Origin of the sequence: Halomonas sp. GFAJ-1 (genome assembly GCF_000236625.2) — a bacterium.
In the GTDB taxonomy this organism is placed as follows: domain Bacteria; phylum Pseudomonadota; class Gammaproteobacteria; order Pseudomonadales; family Halomonadaceae; genus Vreelandella.
The window spans coordinates 12,903-31,345 of the sequence record NZ_AHBC01000012.1 but is presented as its reverse complement, the minus strand read 5'-3'; the positions used below and the strand labels follow the sequence as shown (position 1 = coordinate 31,345).

Annotated in this window: 15 protein-coding genes; 9 read left to right on the top strand and 6 right to left on the bottom strand. The window is 54.9% G+C overall.

Annotation, left to right across the window (positions count from 1 at the left end):
* Positions 1-353: hypothetical protein (locus MOY_RS17240; protein WP_009096631.1), on the top strand; the 353-nt coding region annotated here is incomplete at its 5' end.
* 51 nt (positions 354-404) lie between these two features.
* Here MOY_RS17240 and lldD read toward each other — a convergent pair.
* Complete coding sequence (gene lldD, locus MOY_RS03640) at positions 405-1,556, bottom strand: FMN-dependent L-lactate dehydrogenase LldD (RefSeq protein ID WP_009096630.1); 1,152 nt, start codon at positions 1,554-1,556, stop codon at positions 405-407.
* A gap of 296 nt (positions 1,557-1,852) precedes the next feature.
* Between lldD and MOY_RS03635 the strand changes: the two genes are divergently transcribed.
* Genes MOY_RS03635 through MOY_RS03625 form a run of 3 tightly spaced genes read left to right on the top strand, consistent with a single transcriptional unit; the run spans position 1,853 to position 5,905 of the window.
* Positions 1,853-2,626, top strand: a complete 774-nt coding sequence (locus MOY_RS03635) for a GntR family transcriptional regulator (protein ID WP_009096629.1) — start codon at positions 1,853-1,855, stop codon at positions 2,624-2,626.
* Positions 2,623-4,530: a sensor histidine kinase gene (locus tag MOY_RS03630; protein ID WP_009096627.1), complete on the top strand. Its 1,908-nt coding sequence runs from the start codon at positions 2,623-2,625 to the stop codon at positions 4,528-4,530. Before MOY_RS03635 ends, MOY_RS03630 begins: the two co-directional genes overlap by 4 nt.
* Positions 4,523-5,905, top strand: coding sequence for a sigma-54-dependent transcriptional regulator (locus tag MOY_RS03625; protein WP_009096625.1), 1,383 nt, complete (start codon positions 4,523-4,525; stop codon positions 5,903-5,905). Before MOY_RS03630 ends, MOY_RS03625 begins: the two co-directional genes overlap by 8 nt.
* On the opposite strand, the gene MOY_RS03620 is transcribed toward MOY_RS03625, so the two are convergent.
* From MOY_RS03620 to MOY_RS03610, 3 genes are all read right to left on the bottom strand, one after another.
* Positions 5,881-6,552 (bottom strand): metal-dependent hydrolase, encoded by a 672-nt coding sequence (locus MOY_RS03620; protein ID WP_009096624.1) that lies wholly within the window; start codon positions 6,550-6,552, stop codon positions 5,881-5,883. The two genes, MOY_RS03625 and MOY_RS03620, sit on opposite strands and share 25 nt — an antisense overlap.
* 103 nt (positions 6,553-6,655) lie before the next feature.
* Complete coding sequence (locus MOY_RS03615; protein WP_009096622.1) at positions 6,656-7,201, bottom strand: gamma carbonic anhydrase family protein; 546 nt, start codon at positions 7,199-7,201, stop codon at positions 6,656-6,658.
* Positions 7,202-7,240: 39 nt separating this feature from the next.
* Positions 7,241-8,581: a sodium-dependent transporter gene (locus tag MOY_RS03610; protein ID WP_009096620.1), complete on the bottom strand. Its 1,341-nt coding sequence runs from the start codon at positions 8,579-8,581 to the stop codon at positions 7,241-7,243.
* A gap of 167 nt (positions 8,582-8,748) precedes the next feature.
* On the opposite strand from MOY_RS03610, the gene prlC reads away from it, so the two are divergent.
* The 4 genes from prlC (at position 8,749) to MOY_RS03590 (ending at position 14,698) form a co-directional block, all read left to right on the top strand.
* On the top strand, positions 8,749-10,794 hold the full coding sequence (prlC, locus tag MOY_RS03605; protein WP_009096617.1) for an oligopeptidase A: 2,046 nt from the start codon (positions 8,749-8,751) through the stop codon (positions 10,792-10,794).
* A gap of 65 nt (positions 10,795-10,859) precedes the next feature.
* The gene (locus tag MOY_RS03600) at positions 10,860-11,108 is read left to right on the top strand and encodes a YheV family putative zinc ribbon protein (RefSeq protein WP_009096615.1); all 249 of its coding nucleotides are present in this window, start codon (positions 10,860-10,862) and stop codon (positions 11,106-11,108) included.
* A gap of 313 nt (positions 11,109-11,421) precedes the next feature.
* The gene (locus tag MOY_RS03595; RefSeq protein WP_009096612.1) at positions 11,422-12,402 is read left to right on the top strand and encodes a TAXI family TRAP transporter solute-binding subunit; all 981 of its coding nucleotides are present in this window, start codon (positions 11,422-11,424) and stop codon (positions 12,400-12,402) included.
* A gap of 94 nt (positions 12,403-12,496) precedes the next feature.
* Positions 12,497-14,698, top strand: a complete 2,202-nt coding sequence (locus MOY_RS03590; protein ID WP_009096610.1) for a TRAP transporter permease — start codon at positions 12,497-12,499, stop codon at positions 14,696-14,698.
* A 143-nt stretch (positions 14,699-14,841) separates the two neighbouring features.
* Here MOY_RS03590 and metF read toward each other — a convergent pair whose 3' ends face one another.
* Positions 14,842-15,681, bottom strand: a complete 840-nt coding sequence (gene metF, locus MOY_RS03585; protein WP_009096608.1) for a methylenetetrahydrofolate reductase [NAD(P)H] — start codon at positions 15,679-15,681, stop codon at positions 14,842-14,844.
* A 141-nt stretch (positions 15,682-15,822) separates the two neighbouring features.
* On the opposite strand from metF, the gene MOY_RS03580 reads away from it, so the two are divergent.
* Positions 15,823-16,758, top strand: coding sequence for an AEC family transporter (locus tag MOY_RS03580; RefSeq protein WP_009096606.1), 936 nt, complete (start codon positions 15,823-15,825; stop codon positions 16,756-16,758).
* Here the strand turns inward: MOY_RS03580 and ligB are convergent.
* On the bottom strand, positions 16,755-18,440 hold the full coding sequence (gene ligB / locus MOY_RS03575) for an NAD-dependent DNA ligase LigB (RefSeq protein ID WP_009096604.1): 1,686 nt from the start codon (positions 18,438-18,440) through the stop codon (positions 16,755-16,757). The two genes, MOY_RS03580 and ligB, sit on opposite strands and share 4 nt — an antisense overlap.
* Between the last annotated feature and the right edge of the window lie 3 nt (positions 18,441-18,443).

Below are 18,443 nucleotides of genomic sequence, written 5' to 3'. Positions count from 1 at the left end.
GATTTATCACCCTCATCGGCAAGCGCCCACATGAATTACCTGATCAAATTGTTAAAGAGCGTTTCGCTAATAACTGGCTTGCCGTTGAATTGGCTTGCCTCAGCGAGGAAGGCGTATTCTACGCATTTCCTGGTGGTTGTCAACCGCTGTTTTCAGTGACTGAATTCAGCGAACGAGGCGAGCCACAAAACCGCTCTAACCTACTGACAAACCGAAGGTTTTCACCTTCATTCACCGCTGGTAACGCTTGGCGTCCCCGGCAGCGGATGCGTACTTTACGGATTCGCCGCCGTCTTGGCAAGGGCTATTTTGAAAATACTCGACAATTAATCGCTCTTTGCTCTTATAGCTAATTTGGGCAACAAATTAACGCCACTCCTCTTTATACCTCTTGATATAACACGCTAGATATCGCGCAGCGAACCCGACACCAGCGAATCCGAACTAATGTCAGCGATACTGCGCGCCCCGGTAAGCGTCATGGCAACCCGCATCTCCTTTTCGAACAACTCTAGAAGATGAGTAACGCCCGCTTCTCCGGCTGTAGCAAGTGCATAGATAAAGGCACGGCCAATGAGAGCGGTATCAGCACCCAGGGCAATCATTCTTACAACATCAAGCCCATTACGCACGCCAGAATCCGCGAGGATAGTCAAATCGCCCTTCACTGCATCAGCAATAGCAGGCAGTGCCCGCGCAGTAGAAGGAACACCATCGAGCTGGCGGCCACCATGATTAGAAACAACGATACCATCAGCGCCAAAGCGAACCGCATCACGGGCATCTTCAGCATCGAGTATGCCCTTAATGATCATCGGCCCATCCCATTGCTCGCGAATCCAATCCAAGTCCTTCCACGAAATAGAGGGATCAAAGTTATCCCCAAGCCAGGCTATATAGTCCTCAAGCTCCGTTGGCTGGCCTCGATAATCAGACACGTTACCCAGGTCATGTGGGCGGCCATGAACACCTACATCCCAAGCCCAAAGGGGGTGCAACGCGGCCTGCAGCATACGCCTCATAGGCCCGCTCTTACCGCTCATACCTGAATGAGCATCGCGATAACGTGCGCCTGGCACAGGCATATCGACGGTAAAGACCAGTGTTTTAACACCTGCCGCCTTAGCACGTTCCAGCACGTGCTTCATAAAGCCCCGATCCTTCAATACATAAAGCTGGAACCAAATGGGCCGATCCACCGCCGCTGCGACTTCAGCAATAGGACATACTGATACAGTAGAAAGCGTAAACGGTATACCTTTCTTAGTCGCCGCCCGTGCCGCCTGAACCTCGCCACGCCTAGCGTACATTCCTGTTAACCCCACCGGCGCCAAGGCAAGAGGCATCGCCATTTTTTCACCAAACAACTCGGCTTCGAGTGATAGCGAAGACATGTCCTTCAGCACGCGTTGCCGCAACGCGACACCCGCTAGATCCTCAACATTACGCCGCAGAGTATGCTCTGCGTACGACCCGCCATCGGCATAGTGGAAAAGAAAGGGAGGAATACGGCGCTTGGCAGCTTGGCGGTAGTCCGTAGGTGCTGAAATGATCATGGCAGGCCCTATGCAATAAATAGATGCGCTATTTATAAATGGTCATCGAAGCGTCGGTGTTAAGCGCCTCAGATTAGAATTGGTTTTACCAATTTACAAAAATTTAGACTCAACATTAGTGAGACACCGTAGTCGTGTCAAACCAGTATCGTGCTCCAGAGCGTCTTTCGACCATATACTTTAGTTTAAAATCAAATAAACGGTACAATTAGCCATCAACTAGCTAGCCATATACTGTTGAGACAAACCGCCAAAGCTCTTATTATTGGTCTTACCAATTATGAGGGCTTTTACCAATGACTTACCCACCGCTCCGCCAGCAGCGCTTAGCCGATGTAATTACTGAGCGTCTTGAGGCTATGATCCTTGAAGGCAGCTTAAAACCCGGTCAACGCTTGCCACCCGAGCGGGAGCTGGCGGAGCGATTTGGGGTGTCTCGCCCCTCGCTGCGGGAAGCCATTCAAAAACTTGCGGCCCGTGGCCTGCTTACCAGCCGCCAGGGAGGCGGCACGTTTGTAAACGAAACACTTAATAACGGTTATACAGATCCGCTATTAGAGATGATGTCTCGCCATAACGAGTTTCATCTTGACCTGCTGGAGTTTCGCGATGCCATGGAGGGCATTTCTGCTTACTATGCCGCGCTACGCTCGACGCCTGCAGATAAAGCCGTCTTAATTCAGCGCTTTGAAGAACTTGATGGCGGCTTTGTAGGCACCAACCCCGCTCAGGAAGCCAAGTTAGATGCCGCCTTCCATCTTGCGATTGCAGAAGCCGCTCATAACGTTCTGCTATTACATACAATTCGTGGGATTTTCCATCTGTTAGAGCAGAGCATTGTCGATAATTTAGCGCACCTGTTTGCTAAACCTGACTCCCGCACCCAACTGATGAAGCAGCACCGCGCACTGCTGGATGCAATTTTAGAGGGGCGGGCAGAAGATGCCCGCGCCCGCGCCCATGAACACTTGGTATACGTTGAAGAAGGGCTACTGGAAATGGCCCGCGCTGAAACCCGCGCTCAGCGAGCACTACGCCGTGCCCAAGGCACCAGCAGCACGCCCGCATGACTAGCCAGCCGCTACGTTGGCGTTTGATGTGGCTGATAGCGATCCCTCTGGGCCTGGTTCTCTGCATGTGGCAAGCCGCGCTGTTTGCTCGTGATCAAGCGCTGAGTAATCTACAGGACGACGCAGAAAATGAGCTGCGCTTGTCAGCGGCTAACCTTAATGGCTACCTGCTGCGCTACGACTACCTGCCGCAAATGCTAGCCACCCGGGAGGGCATTCAGCGCTTTCTTGCCTCTCCAGACAACCAAGACCCAATGCCGCTCAACCTGCTACTTGATCGCTTCCGCTTCACAGCAGGGGTGTCAGATATCTATCTGCTAGATCGAAACGCCGATACCATCGCCGCAAGTAACTGGCACCGCCCTAATACGTTTATCGGCCAAAATTACGCCTTTCGCAGCTACTACACGGACGCTATTAAAGGCGGCCAGGGGCGCTTTTACGGTCTCGGCGTTCAATCCCTTGAGCGCGGCTACTACTTTTCCTCTCCGGTCTGGCTAGACGATACGTCGCCCGATGCACAGCCCGACGGCGTGCTAGTCATTAAAGTACTGCTGGATGATGTCGAAGCCAGCTGGGCCGAGCAGGACGCAGAACTGCTGGTGACCGACAGCGACAACATTATCTTTATGGCCAGCCACCCGGCGCTACGCATGAGCGCACTTCACCCCCTTAGCGATGAAGAGCGTGACGCATTAAGAGCCACGCGGCGCTATGCCATGGAACCATTGGCACCTTCCGGCATTGAAATCAACATGCCCTACGAGCCTGATAGCTATCTCGTCAGCTTTTCACATGGGCCGCTTAGCGGTGAGCGCTACTTAAGTCTCACACGCCCCATTCCTGAATTTGGCTGGCAAATGCACATTTTAAAACCCTTAACCCCAGTCATTAGCGCACAATGGATCGCCGCCCTGATGGCTGGCGGGCTTTACGGCATTGTGGCCCTTGGCGGTGGCATTGGTTGGCAGCGCTTGCGATTACGCCGAGAGCGTGAGGCGTTTGCAGAGCGTGAACGACAAACCTTGGCCCGAGTACGTGATGAGCTTGAAGTGAGCGTTGAACGCCGCACTCGAGATTTAGTCGCCAGCAATCAGCGCTTATCCGATGAAATTGAAGAGCGCCGCCGTGCCGAGGCAAACCTGCGCCAAACCCAAGATGAACTAATCCAAGCGGCCAAAATGGCCGTACTCGGCCAACTAGCTGCGGGTATTAATCACGAGCTCAACCAGCCTTTAGCGGCCATTCGCGCCTACGCTGAGAATGCTCGGCGGTTTATTGAGCTTGCTCGGGTTGAAAAAGCCGATGCCAACCTAGAACAAATTGTCGAGCTTACTCAACGGATGGCTGACATTAGCGCCCAGTTACGGCAGTTCTCCCGCAAAAGCAGCGAGCGGCAGGAGACCATCTCCGTGCAGGCATGCATTGAATACGCCTTACGCCTGTTTCACAGCCGTTTGAAAGAAGGTAGCGTCCAGGTGCAACAGCACTGGCCGGAAGAAACACTTTGGGTAAACGCCGACTTAGTGCGCCTGGAGCAAGTGCTGGTTAACCTTATTGGCAATGCGCTGCAGGCCATGAAAGAGACCTCATCGCCGGTACTCATACTTAGCGCTGAGGTGATCAGAGAGCAGGTGGTCATCAGCGTCGCTGATAATGGCCCCGGCATTGCCACGCAGCATATAGGGCAGATTTTTGAGCCCTTTTTTACCACCAAAGCGCCGGGCAGCGGATTAGGGCTGGGACTTTCCATCTCCTCACGTATTATGGACGACCTCGGAGGCAAGCTGCAGGCCAGCAACCACACGACTGGCGGCGCATGCTTTACCGTAACACTGCCCTACTCGTTACCGCCTGACTCGATTACGGCATCAAAAGTGAAGGAGAATAATAACCATGCATGAGCCGTCGACGCTGCCGGTGATGGTGATTGACGACGAACCGCACCTGCGTATCACCGCCAGCCAAACCTTAGAGCTTGCCGGTTATACGCCCTACTGCTTTGAGTCCGCCGAACAAGCGCTTGCTGCGCTGCCTGATGACTTTCCTGGGGTCATTGTGAGCGATATTCGCATGCCTGGAATGGACGGTATGGCCCTGCTGCATGAGCTACACAGCCGCGACGCCACGCTGCCGATTATTCTTATTACTGGTCACGGCGACATTTCGACCGCCGTAGAAGCCATGCGTGCAGGTGCCTGGGACTTTCTAGAAAAGCCCTTCGCGGGCGATCAGTTATTGGATGTGGTTAGGCGCGGGATTGAAAAGCGCCAGCTAAGCCTCGAAAACTTACGCCTTAAAGCGGAGCTTGAAGTTCAGCAAGCCGCTCTTGGCCCTCGGCTTGTTGGGCGTACACCGATCATTTCTCGCCTTGCCGCAATGATTCAGCGCATCAGCCAAGTAGAAGCCGATGTGCTACTGTTTGGTGAAACCGGCACCGGAAAAGACTTGGTCGCCCGAGCAATTCACGAACGCAGCGCCCGGCGTAACAGCCCCTTTATGGCGATCAACTGCGGCGCAGTGCCAGAAAACACCATTGAATCAGAGCTCTTCGGCCATGAGAAAGGCGCCTTCACAGGGGCGGTAGAGCGGCGAATTGGTAAGTTTGAGCACGCTAACGGCGGCACCGTCTTTTTGGATGAAATTGAGTCCATGCCCTTGGCACTACAAGTTAAGCTGCTACGGGTTCTTCAGGAGCGTTGCGTGGAGCGGCTAGGCGCCAACGAGGCAGTGCCCCTCAATATTCGCGTGATTGCCGCCACCAAAGTCGACCTTAAAACTGCCGCTGAGGAGGGTCGCTTTCGCGAAGACCTCTACTACCGACTAAACGTTGTCACCCTACCGCTACCAGCCCTGCGCGAAAGGCGAGAAGACATTCCCCTACTGTTTCAACACTTTGCCGTGGTAGCCGCTAACCGCAGCGGGCTTGAAGCTCCCATGCTGGATAGTCACGCCATTGCCGCCCTCTTGGCCCACGACTGGCCTGGCAATGTGCGTGAACTACGTAACCTGGCCGAGCGCTATGTACTGCTGGGGGCAGCGTTTGACTACCGCCTCGATGCCCTGCTGGAGGGTGTCGCCGCCGACACTCAAGAGCCAACGCTGCCCCGCCAAGTAGAGCTGTTTGAAAAAAGCTTGATTAGCCAGTCACTAGCACGCCACCAAGGGCGGGTTACCGATGTTTGCCACCATCTGGGTATTCCCCGTAAAACGTTTTACGACAAGCTTAAAAAGCACGTTTTAAACGCTGGTGACTACCGCCACAATAGCGAGCCTTGATGGAACAGCTCCGCTAACACTCCCCAGGGCGGTGCCCAGGGCACCAGGGTGAGCATCGCAATCAACATTAATAGGTTGGAAAGCGGACGGCGGCTATCGCCCAGCTTTAGCGCGGTACCAAAAGAGCGCTTTAACCGCGCGCCTTCCAGGTCAACACTAAACAGCTCATCCAGCCCCAGGTGAATGATAAACCCCAGCAGCACCGCTGCCCCGTGACACCATGCCAGCCAAGCCGGCTGGGCAAGCAAGTGGTAACTAAGCGACGCCGTGGCCAGGGCACACAGCGCCGCGGCCATCAGCGAATGCCAGATCCCCCGATGCACCGTGAAACGTGAAAACAGCACCGCGGCTAAATAGCGTACACAGAAATAGATGCCGCCACAGGCCACCAGCAGTAACCCGGGCGTTAGCCAAGGCTGCAGCAGCAGTACGCCAAGCACCAGCGAAGGCACTGACAGTAGATTAAAAATTAACCGAATAGAACGTGAACGGTCGGCGTCGATATCCGGCAAAATGCCGCCAAAAGCGACCAACGCCACGACCAGCAGTGCCTGATTAGCGGGCCACCATTGAGCCTGCCAGCCCGCGTAGGCCAGTACCATGCCGCCCGCTGCTGCCACCGAAATATGCGTGCGAAAATTAGCCATAGCGCGGCACCCTAGAAAACTGGATAAATTAACAGATTTCCAGCTGCCGCAACATCATTGCGTTAGAAAAAAGAGTGGTTAGCCAACTGCTTAGGCCTCTCGGTTAACCCGCAGCCTGAGCAAGAAACGACTCCTTTAACTTTACATAGTTACCTGCGGTGTAGGGGAAAAAAGCGCGCTCTTTATCTTTCAGCGGGCGCAGCGCTTTAGCAGGATTACCGGCATACACATAGCCACTTTCAAGGCGTTTCCCCGGCGTGACCACCGCGCCAGCGGCAATAATTACTTCATCTTCCACCACCGCACCATCCATCACAATGGCGCCCATACCCACCAGAATACGGTTGCCCAGGGTGCAGCCGTGTAAAATCGCCTTGTGGCCAATGGTCACATCATCGCCAATGATGAGCGGAAAGCCATCAGGATTGAAATCGCTGGCATGGGTGATATGCAACACGCTGCCATCCTGCACGCTTGTCCGTGCGCCAATACGTATCCGGTGCATGTCGCCACGGATGACGGTCATCGGCCACACCGAGCAGTCATCTCCCAGCACCACATCGCCAATCACGACGCTCGCAGGGTCGACATACACACGCTCGCCAAGTTGCGGCGAAACGCCTTGATAAGTTCGTAGGGCACTGCTCATGGTTATCTCCTTAACGCAATAAAGGTGCCGGAAAAAGCACTATAGCAATCCACCCAGCAGGACAATAAACGTCAGCGGAATCGATACCCAGCGGACGATGGTACGCCATAATAAATAACCCCGCCCCCCCATTCCCAGCGCGCTTACAGCACGCGCTTGAGGCATCACCCATGCTGCAAAAATCGCTATGAACAGCCCACCGATGGGTAAGAAGATATCGGGAGGAATACTGCTTACCAGCTCAAATACATTACGCCCAAATAGCGGTTTAAACTCTGCCAAGGTTGAGAACGAGAACGCCGATAGCAGGCCAATCAGCCATACGCTTAGCGCCACCACTGCGGTTGACACGCTACGCCGCCAGCCAAGGCCCTGCAGTGTGGCCACCATCGGCTCAGCGAGGTTAATCGCTGATGTCCAGGTCGCCAGTAACAGCAGTAGGAAAAACACGCTCAACCACAGCGAACCCCAGGGCAGCTCAGAAAACGCAATGGGTAGCGTGACAAACATTAGCCCTGGGCCATCAGCTGGGTCCATCCCCTGGGCAAACACCACCGAAAAAATTGCAATGCCCGCTAGCAAGGCCACACTAATGTCCAGCACGGCAACTGCGAAGGCAGCCTTGGGCAGGCTTTGGTCATCGGGCATGTAGGCGCCATACGCCATTAAGGCACAAGCTCCAACGGCAAGGGTAAAAAAGGCGTGGCCCATCGCATGCAGCACAACACTGGCCGTAACATCCCCAAATGAAGGCAAGAATAGCCAGGAGAGCGCCGTGCCAAAGCCGTCGGTCGTTGTCGCATAGGCGGCCAATAGCAGCAGTAACCCATATAAAAGCGGCATCAGCAGATTATTTAACCGCTCCAGACCTTTCGCGACGCCTGCGGCTACTACGGTCATGGTCATAAATAGAAATAGCGAGTGATTAAAAATTAACAGCCCAGGGTTTGCCAAAAAGGCATCAAACCCGGCCCCGACTTCCGCCGCGCTTGCTCCCGCAAAATTACCGTTTATCGACGTGACTAAGAACTCAATCGACCAACCCGAGACCACCGAATAAAACGACAAAATACAGAACACCGTAAAGGCACCAAATAGCCCCAGCCAACGCCAGTGGCGAGAAGCCCCCGCCTCAGCCGCAAGCGCACCCAGCGATTGCATAGGGCCACGCCGACCTGCCCGGCCGATTAAAATTTCCGCCATCATCACCGGAATACCCAGCAACAGCACAAAAGCGATATAGATTAGTAAAAAAGCAGCGCCGCCGTTTTCACCCGTCACGTAGGGAAAGCGCCAGATATTGCCTAACCCAACCGCTGCCCCGGTTACCGCTAAGATAAAGGCCCGCTTAGACCCCCAGCGCTCTAGCGTTTCACTCATTACATGCTCCTGCCATTGGTGGCACTAAAAGGCGGCAAGACTAGCAGGCGCTTTCGTCCAGGCCAAACCTTGCTATTGAAAGAACGCCTCACTGCCCACACTGTGTCATCATTATCGCGCGTTTTACGCGCTCCTTAACGTTTTAAAACGATGCCATCGAGGTGCCTATGTCCCGCAATCCGCTGCTAGAGAGCCACGAGCTTCCCCCTTTCGCTGAGATTCGCGCCGAACACGTGGTGCCCGCCGTAGAAACACTGCTCAGTGAAAGCCGTGAAGCGATCGATCGCCTTGCCCAACAGGCGGCTAGCACACCACCCACTTGGGAAAACTTTGCGGCACCGCTTGAAGCCGTGAATGATCGACTTTCTCAAGCTTGGTCGCCGGTTTCGCACCTTAATGGCACGATGAATACCCCTGAGCTGCGCGAAGCTTACCAAGCCTGCTTGGAGCAGCTTTCTGCATTCGGCACTTGGGTCGGCCAGCACGAAGGGCTGTTTCATGGCTGGCAAGCACTAAAAGAGAAGCACTGGTCACAGCTTGATACCGCCCAGCAGCGCACGGTCGACAATGCCCTACGCGACTTTCGCTTGGCCGGCGTTGACCTTCCCGCTGATCAAAAAGCCCGCTATGGCGATATTCAGTCCCGTCTCTCAACGCTTTCCAATCAGTTTTCCAACAATGTCCTGGATGCCACCCAGGCCTGGCACAAAGACATTGAAAACCAAAATGAGCTGACCGGCGTACCGGAAAGCGCGCTTGATACGCTTAAGGCCGCCGCTGAAGCAAAAGGCGTTACGGGTTATCGTATAACCCTCGATTTTCCCAGCTTTTTTCCTATTGTCAGCTATGCCGATAACCGCGAACTACGCCGCGAAGTCTACACCGCCTTTGTTACCCGCGCCTCGGATCAAGGCCCGGATGCCGGTAAGTTCGACAATGCGCCAATTCTGGAAGAGATCCTGGGCCTGCGCCATGAGCTATCCGAACTACTAGGCTTTGATACCTACGCCGATTACTCGCTAACGACCAAAATGGCGGACTCCCCCGAGCAGGTGCTTACTTTCTTAAACGACCTTGCCCACCACGCAGCTCCCCAGGCGAAAGAAGAGTTTGCCGAGCTAAGTACCTACGCCCGCGACGAGCTTGAGATCGACACTCTTGAGCCATGGGACGTGGCTTACGTGAGCGAAAAACTGCGTGAAGCGCGCCATGCTATTTCCCAGGAACAGCTGCGCCCCTACTTTTCCGCGCCTCGCGTAGTAGACGGGCTCTTCCAGGTCGTCGAGCGTCTTTTCGGCGTTCAGATTAAGGAAGACAGTGCGGCACCGAGCTACCACAGCGATGTGCGTTTCTTTCGGATTACCGAACACGGCAACCCCATTGCGGGCTTTTACCTTGACCTGTACGCCAGGGAAGGAAAGCGCGGAGGCGCCTGGATGGCCGACTGCCGAGTACGCCGCCAAACTGACAACGGCCTACAGTTACCCGTTGCTTTTTTGACCTGTAACTTCACCGCGCCAGTAGGCGGCAAGCCTGCGCTGCTCACCCACGATGAAGTGACGACGCTATTTCATGAGTTTGGTCACGGCCTGCACCACATGCTGACCAAGCAGAAAATTGCCGATGTTTCTGGGATTAACGGCGTTGCCTGGGATGCGGTTGAGCTACCTAGCCAGTTTATGGAGAACTACTGCTGGGAGCGCGAAGGATTAGACCTGCTCGCCAAACATGTTGAGAGCAATGAACCGCTGCCCTCAGAACTGCTTGAGCGGCTACAAGCAGCTAAAAACTTCCAGTCAGCGATGGGCATGGTGCGACAAATCGAATTTTCGCTCTTCGATTTACGCCTCCACCATGAGCTAAAAGCCCCAAGTGCTAACGATGTTCAGGCATTAATTGACGAAGTGCGTAGCACCACGTCGGTGGTGCCCGTGGTCGCTTTTAACCGCTTCCAGAACAGCTTTGGGCATATTTTCGCCGGTGGCTATGCGGCGGGCTACTACAGCTACAAATGGGCCGAAGTGCTCTCCGCCGATGCCTGGAGCGCTTTTGAAGAGGCCGGTATTTTCGATCCTGAGACCGGCCAGCGCTTCCGGCAGGAAATTTTGGAACAGGGCGGTGCCCGTGATGCCGCAGAGCTATTCCGCAGCTTCCGTGGCCGAGAACCAAGCGTTGAACCGCTGCTGCGCCATAGCGGTATTCGCGCCGCCTAGCCCTCTTACTGTAATGACCCGGCGCGACGGCCCCACCGCCCGCCGTTGCGCCATAGGAGCTTATTATGTCGAGCGTCAAACGTTTTATAGCCGGTGTGACCTGCCCACGCTGCGCGGCGATGGACCGAATCCGCGCCTGGGAGCAAAACAGCATCCGCTACCGAGAGTGCGTAAGCTGTGATTTTTTCGAACAGTTGCCCATTGATGATGAAACAGCACCGGAGCTAACCACCCGTGTTAACCAAGTGCGTGACGAGCAGAAAGTTCAAGATATTCAGCCCGTCCGTATTCTCGACCCAGGTAAAAAAAGCTAAGTGTTTTGCCTCCTGCCGCCGTGTAGCGGCTTTAAATAAGTGTCTCGTTAGCTACACTTTTCCTATTAGCTACATCCCCTCCTAGGCTGTGTGAAAAACCACACAGCTGTTAGTTTTTATGTGCGTAAATCCAGCCACTCTTTGCGATTAGCATTTCTACCAAAGTTTAACTCTATTTAATTAAGTCGTTGATTAAAAAAAAATAAACACCATATGGCATGAGTATCGCTTTCTATAAACTGCTTAATGATAAAGCGACTGGCACTGCATATCCGCCAGATGATAATTCAATAACAGCTTAGGAAACCTCGCCATGCGCAATATGATGCCTAAAACGTTTGCTCTTCTTGCTAGCAGCGCACTTCTTGCTGCAGGCACTGCCCACGCAGACCGCTCTGACTGGCCCAACAATTTCACCGTAGGAACCGCAAGCCAAGGCGGTACTTACTTCGTTTATGGCTCTGGCTGGGCCAACTTCATTTCAGACGAGCTGGGTGTTTCTGGTGGTGGCGAAGTCACAGGCGGCCCGACACAGAACTTGGCGCTGGTGCACAGCGGTGATATGGCTTTTGGCCTCACCACGATGGGCCCGGCTTCAGATGCCGTTAACGGTGAAAGCCCACTCGCGCCTGGCCTTCAGATGGACAACGTCTGTGCGCTGTTTCCCATGTATGAAACCCCGTTCTCTATTGCTGCGCTTTCAAGCTCCGGCATAGAGTCTATTTCTGATATTCCCAATGGTGCGCGCATTGGCTTTGGCCCGGCTGCGTCTACTTCTGATACCTACTTCCCGGCTATCCTCGAAACGCTGGGCGTAGAGTTTGATCGCCGTAACGGCGGCTGGTCTGACCTTGGTGGCCAGTTGCAAGACGGTTTGCTTGACGTCATCGCGTTTGCCGCTGGCATTCCGATCCCGGCGGTTAGCCAGTTGGAAGTACAAACCAATGTAAACATCATTGAGTTTACCGAAGAAGAGATGGAAACCGTGCTGGGGAGCTTCCCCGTGGCTGAGTTCACCATTCCTGCCAGCACTTACACCACGCTAGAAGAAGACGCTCGCGCGGTCTCCATGTGGAACTTCGCCATTGCGGGTTGTGATTTGCCGGAAGACTTCGTCTACGAAGTCACCAAAGCCACTATGGAGAACAACGACCGCATGCGCTCCGTTCACCGCAGTGCTGAGACCACCATTCCAGAAAACATCGTGCACAACACCGTACTGCCCTTCCACCCGGGTGCTGCACGCTGGTACGAAGAGAATGGCTACGAAATCGAAGATGACATGATTAACTAAGCCATACGTCTCTTCCCGCTGCCCTGTTTCCCGATAGTCGGGCGGGGCAGTATTTTTTCCCCTTTCCCTGCTTTTGCTGTGAGGGTGACCTCTGATGAGTCACAAAACCGACCAAGATCCCAGCGGCTTCAAGGATGATGCCCAGACTGCTTCATCGATACCCGAGTCAATCGCCGAGGGTGTCGATGAGGAGGTTGTCGAGTCCAACCGCCGTGTGTTTGTTGGTTGGCAGTTCTTTTTATTCGCCGCTTTAGCCATTGGCTATTCGGGCTTTCACCTGTTTTCGCTCAATGTGTACCCAATGGAGACTTGGTCGTTTCGCATCGTACACATTGCCGGTGCGCTGATTTTAGGGTACGGATTGTATGCGGGCGCCCGCTTCGCTGAAGATGACCAGCAGGCCTCCCCTGCTTGGCTCAAGTGGATTAGCTATGCCCTTCTGGCGCCCGCTATTTATTCCCTGGTACAAGTTTTCTTGATGCAGCAAACCCTCAACGCTGGTGCGATGCGCATTGATCCAAGCATTGAGACCCTGCACTACGGCTATCCATTAATGGCGACAACCGCAGGGGCTATTGTGCTCTCTTGGTTCTATCGCCAGGCACGCCACCGGTTCAACCCAGCCGACTTAGTGTTGATGGTGTGCGCCATTGCCAGCGCGGGCTATTTATTGATGGCCTTTAACACCAATATGCGCATGTCCACCGGCACCTCGTTCGCGCCTCCTGGCATTTCATGGGCGGCCATTGCGGGGTCACTCTTGATTCTAGAACTTACTCGCCGCGTGGCCGGTTTGGCACTGGTGGTCATTTCCGCGGTTTTTTTGACCTACGTTTTTACAGGTCAGCACCTACCGGGTTTTTTAGGCTACCCCGGTTTGTCTGTGCAGCGCTTTTTCAGTCAGGTGTATACCGATGCGGGTATTCTTGGCCCCACCACCGCCGTATCGTCAACCTACATCATTCTGTTCATTATTTTTGCGGCGTTTCTACAGGCCTCTAAGGTAGGCGACTACTTCGTCAACTTCGCCTTTGCGGCCGCTGGCCGTGCCCGTGGCGGCCCGGCTAAGGTATCTATTTTTGCTTCTGGCTTGATGGGGATGATTAACGGTACCTCCGCAGGGAACGTCGTCTCTACTGGCTCGCTTACCATTCCATTAATGAAGAAAGTGGGTTACCCAGCGCGCAGTGCAGGTGCCATTGAAGCAGCAGCCTCTACCGGTGGACAGATTATGCCTCCCATCATGGGGGCAGGTGCCTTCATCATGGCGGAGGTCACCGGCATTCCATACACCGATATCGCCGTTGCCGCCTTGATTCCTGCCATCCTTTACTTCGCCTCTATCTACTTCATGGTGGATTTTGAAGCTGCGCGTAAGGGCATGCGGGGAATGCGGAAGGATGAGATTCCGCTTTTCTCGAAGCTGGTCAAACAGGTCTACCTGTTTGCGCCGATTATTATTCTTATTGCCGCCCTATTTATGGGTTACTCGGTGATTCGCGCGGGTACGCTAGCCACCGCTTCAGCGGCGGTCGTTAGCTGGATCTCGCCTAACAAAATGGGCATTCGCGCTATTTTAAGAGCCCTTCAGCTTGCTGGTACGATGTCGATCCAGATCATCGCCGTGTGCGCCTGTGCGGGTCTGATTGTTGGCGTCATCTCACTTACCGGTGTTGGCGCGCGCTTCTCATCGCTGCTACTTGGCCTAGCGGGCGTTAGCCAGCTACTGGCGCTATTTTTTGCCATGCTAATCAGCATCTTGCTTGGCATGGGGATGCCTACTACGGCCGCCTACGCAGTGGCAGCATCGGTGGTGGCGCCTGGTTTGATTAATATCGGCATTCAGCCGCTGGTAGCACACTTCTTCGTGTTCTACTTTGCGGTGGTATCGGCGATTACCCCGCCGGTGGCGTTGGCTTCTTATGCCGCTGCCGGTATTTCTGGCGATAACCCCATGAAGACATCAGTGGCATCGTTCAAGATTGGCCTTGCTGCGTTTATCGTGCCATTTATGTTTTTCTACAGCCCAGCGATGCTGATGGAAGGTTCACCCATGCAAATAATTCGCGTCGGAGTGACCGCCACACTGGGGATTATTCTACTATCGGGAACAGTGCAGCGATGGTTCTTTGGCCCAGTAAATTCGCTGCAGCGCGTTGTGATGCTGGTAGGCGCCATGTTTATGATCTACGGCGGCATCTATACCGACATCGCTGGCTTAGCCATTGGCGCGACGCTCTTCATCATGCAGCGCAAGCTGCATGGCGGCAAAGGCAAAGCAGCAAACGTCTCTTAATCCACTGCGGCGCTGCTCCGCACCCCGTAACATCCAACGCCGGAACCGAGAGGTTCCGGCTTTTTTGATGCCCTTAGAGCCCCCATAAAAAAACCGGCCGGCATCGTTTGATGCAGGCCGGCATGAGACTGATAGACGATGCGTTAGCTTAGGTTATCGACCACTTTCAACACCGGAGCCGCTTGGTTCAACGTGTAGAAGTGTAGGCCCGGCGCGCCGCCATCTAACAGTCGCTCACATAGGCGGGAGACAACGTCGGTACCAAAAGCGGCAATAGCGTCGCTATCATCGCCATAGGACTCCAGCTGTTTACGGATCCAACGGGGGATTTCCGCACCGCAGGCGTCCGAAAAGCGCGCAAGCTTGGTGTAGTTGGTAATCGGCATAATGCCGGGGATAATCGGCTGCTCGACGCCTAGCGCACGCGCTTTCTCAACGAAGTTGAAATAAGCGTCTGCGGTGAAGAAGTATTGAGTGATGGCCATATTGGCGCCAGCCTTCATCTTACGGGCAAAGTTTTCCACGTCCTTATCCAGGTTGGGGGCCTGTGGATGAGATTCTGGATACGCCGCCACGGCAATTTCAAAATGATCGCCGGTTTCAGCGCGAATAAACTCCACTAGCTCATTGGCATAGCGCAACTCGCCTATGCTCGCCATACCTGACGGCATATCGCCGCGCAGCGCGACCAAGCTATCCACGCCCTCTTCACGATACTGCGCCAGCAGATCCCGCAGCTGGGCTTTTTCACTGCCAATGCATGAGAGGTGCGGCGCAGTGGTGATGCCGCTTTGGCTAACGCTGCGAACGATGTCACGCGTGCGCGCCTGGGTAGAGCCACCGGCGCCATATGTGACCGAGAAAAAACGCGGCTTACGCGCGGCCAGCTCATCACGCACGTGAATTAGCTTGTCTCGCCCAGCATCCGTATTGGGCGGAAAGAACTCAAAGCTAATACCTAACGGATGTTCTTGGCTGCTCATGGAAATTCCTCGCGTAGCGTCAACGTGATGTTATTTGGGTTATTCTCCATTTTCCGCTGCATAGGGGCTAATGAAAGATTCCACGGTCGCCCTTCAATTCGGCTCATGTTGGATCAGGTGACAATTCATCAGGGAGGATAAATGGATTTAGCGCCAAGCGCCCTTATGGGGCCACTGCTGATGCTATTGGGGTATGTGGGGCTGGGCTTTATTGCGGCACAGCGCCTAAAGATAGACCCACGGCCTATTGCAACACTGCTGGTGTACATCATTGCACCGCTGACAATTTTTCGCGCGCTGATGAACGGCGGCCCTACGGCTGAGTATTTGGTGCTGACGCTGGCGCTGTTTATTTTAGTGAGCACAATGGCGCTTCTCGTGCGCCGAGTGACGCAGCACCGCTTCGGCCCTCAGGAGGGTGCACTTTTAGCGTTCTCCTCCGGCACTGGCAATACTGGTTATTTCGGTTTGCCGGTAGCGCTTATTTTGCTGCCACCCGAGGGCGTGACGCTTTACCTGTTCTGCATGTTGGGTATTAATCTATATGAGTTTACGGTGGGGTTTTATTTAAGCGCCCGCGGCCACTTTTCTGTGCGCCAAAGCCTGATCAAAATCGCTCGCCTGCCACTCCTCTATGCATTTCTCTTTGCACTGCTACTAAATGCACTCAACATCACGTTGCCTGCTACCCTGATGAGTTCTTTGGACGTATTCCCTGCCACGTATACTCTGCTAGGCATGATGATTATTGGCATGACCCTCAGCCAGGTCACGCTGTCGGCGTGGGATACGCGCTTTGTCGCCACCTGCGTAGGGTTGCGCTACCTGCTTTGGCCGCTGGTCATGCTTGCCGCGGTGCTTGTGCTGCAGCAGGTCACACCGCTGGCCCCGGAGCTTGCCATGGCCCTGCTGCTGCTGGGCGTGGTGCCTATGGCTTCAAATGTCGTGGTGGTCGCTATGGAGCTGGGTATTCAGCCCCAAAAGGGCGCCCTCGCGGTGCTCACCACCACGCTACTGGCACCGCTGCTGATTCCGCTCTATTTAAGCCTGATGCTGCGCCTAACCGGCCTGGGTTAAAAACCCGCAATGTCCGACTGCTGCAGTGTTAGCGCCATGCGCTGCACCTCCGGATGACTGAAAAACGCTGCTAGCGCGTCGGCTCGAACTGGGCCGACACCCGGAATAGCCTGCCAATTCGCCCGTGAATAGCCTTCCAGGGTTTGCCAATTTCCCAGTTGGGCACTACCGCCGGGCGGCATGCCCAGCGCTGACAGCCATGCTGCGTAAGAAGCAGCCCTGGCAGCTCTGAATTGCGCTTCGAGAGCAGCAGCACGCACTGCTCCAATACCGTGGGCCTGTTGTAGCTGGGTAGGTGTCGCTTCCATCCATCCCAGTAAATCCGTAACAACGCCTGCGTCGATGAGCGCCTGCCAAGTGCCTTCTCCCACCCCTAGCATGCCCAACTGATCGCTTAAAAAGCTAAGCCTTGCCAGTAGCTGTGCTTCACAGCCCGACGTTAACGTAAAGCAACTCAGCAAATGGTAGCGCTCCGGCGAGGGGGCGCTTAACGCCGCCCGCTCACGCGCTTGCCAGACGACGTCCGTTACCTGGGGGATGGTCAGCCCTGCTAGCGTTACTGCCACTTGATCACCCGGCCTTATATCCCACGCTTGCCAGCGCTCTAACGAGTTTAACGAAACGCGGCTGATGCGCTTTCCTTCCAAGGTAACTGGGTAGAGCCACAGCAGTGGTGTCACGCGCCCGGTACGGCCTACGCGAAATTCCACGCCGCGTACCTGAGCCAACGCCTGTTGAGCTGGGTACTTCCAGGCGATTGCCCACTCTGGCGGCGATGAACTCCAACGCTGCACGCCAGGACGCTCCGCTTGTTTGAGCACAACGCCATCGGTAGCAAAGGGTAGCGCACCGTTAAACCACGCATCTCGCCAATAAGCGGCGTCGCGCTGTTCGTTTAAGGAGTGAGTGTAGTTGGCAGTATCAAAGCCCAGCGCAGTAAGCTCGGCAAGCCTTACAGCCATATCGGTGGGGCCATCCGGCCAATCCCATACAAATAGCCCGACTCGGTTCAAAGTATCGGGACTAGGTGATTGTTGCGCCATCGCTCCCGCCACGGCGCCCCGGGCACCAGATGCAGGGTTTTGTGACTGAACGTGGTCATTCAACACCCAATAAAGCTCGCCTTGAAGCACCATCGACAGTGGTATTGGCAGCAAATTGGGCACAGCAGGTAGCTGGTGAGCGCGGGCCGTCCAGTCTTGACCACGCTCGCCGTCCCCACGGCTCACGGCTTCGATTAACTCACCCTCTTGATAGCGTAGTGTGACCGCCACGCCATCTACCTTAGGCTGGATCCACAGGTTCTCCCGGCGGCTGGTAAAGCGTCGCACGCCGGCATCGTCGGCTTTATTCAAGCCGGTTTGAGCGAACGGGTGGTTCAAGGTGCCGCCACTGCGGGTCACTCTGGTAAGCGGGCGGTGGGGCGTTTTATCTCCCAGGCAAGCTTGCCAGCTGGCTAAGCGGTCCACCGCTTGGTCGTAGAGCTCGTCATCAATAAGTGATTTGCCCTGGTCATGGTAAGCGCGGTCCCATATCGCGACGTGCTCCGCCAACGCCTGGGTCTCAAGCGCCAGCTGCTCCCTTGGCCACGGTGGGCACTCTTGTGCCTGGACGTATACAGCGCCGCCTATTAGCCACACCCCCAGCAGCCATCGTTTAGCCGCCTTTATCCTTTTTTGCATACC

What these genes read in the sequence shown, in the direction of transcription:
- lldD (WP_009096630.1), bottom strand. Translation starts at nt 1,556, where the DNA reads ATGATCATTTCAGCACCTACGGACTACCGCCAAGCTGCCAAGCGCCGT.
- MOY_RS03635 (WP_009096629.1), top strand. Translation starts at nt 1,853, where the DNA reads ATGACTTACCCACCGCTCCGCCAGCAGCGCTTAGCCGATGTAATTACT.
- MOY_RS03630 (WP_009096627.1), top strand. Translation starts at nt 2,623, where the DNA reads ATGACTAGCCAGCCGCTACGTTGGCGTTTGATGTGGCTGATAGCGATC.
- MOY_RS03625 (WP_009096625.1), top strand. Translation starts at nt 4,523, where the DNA reads ATGCATGAGCCGTCGACGCTGCCGGTGATGGTGATTGACGACGAACCG.
- MOY_RS03620 (WP_009096624.1), bottom strand. Translation starts at nt 6,552, where the DNA reads ATGGCTAATTTTCGCACGCATATTTCGGTGGCAGCAGCGGGCGGCATG.
- MOY_RS03615 (WP_009096622.1), bottom strand. Translation starts at nt 7,201, where the DNA reads ATGAGCAGTGCCCTACGAACTTATCAAGGCGTTTCGCCGCAACTTGGC.
- MOY_RS03610 (WP_009096620.1), bottom strand. Translation starts at nt 8,581, where the DNA reads ATGAGTGAAACGCTAGAGCGCTGGGGGTCTAAGCGGGCCTTTATCTTA.
- prlC (WP_009096617.1), top strand. Translation starts at nt 8,749, where the DNA reads ATGTCCCGCAATCCGCTGCTAGAGAGCCACGAGCTTCCCCCTTTCGCT.
- MOY_RS03600 (WP_009096615.1), top strand. Translation starts at nt 10,860, where the DNA reads ATGTCGAGCGTCAAACGTTTTATAGCCGGTGTGACCTGCCCACGCTGC.
- MOY_RS03595 (WP_009096612.1), top strand. Translation starts at nt 11,422, where the DNA reads ATGCGCAATATGATGCCTAAAACGTTTGCTCTTCTTGCTAGCAGCGCA.
- MOY_RS03590 (WP_009096610.1), top strand. Translation starts at nt 12,497, where the DNA reads ATGAGTCACAAAACCGACCAAGATCCCAGCGGCTTCAAGGATGATGCC.
- metF (WP_009096608.1), bottom strand. Translation starts at nt 15,681, where the DNA reads ATGAGCAGCCAAGAACATCCGTTAGGTATTAGCTTTGAGTTCTTTCCG.
- MOY_RS03580 (WP_009096606.1), top strand. Translation starts at nt 15,823, where the DNA reads ATGGATTTAGCGCCAAGCGCCCTTATGGGGCCACTGCTGATGCTATTG.
- ligB (WP_009096604.1), bottom strand. Translation starts at nt 18,440, where the DNA reads ATGCAAAAAAGGATAAAGGCGGCTAAACGATGGCTGCTGGGGGTGTGG.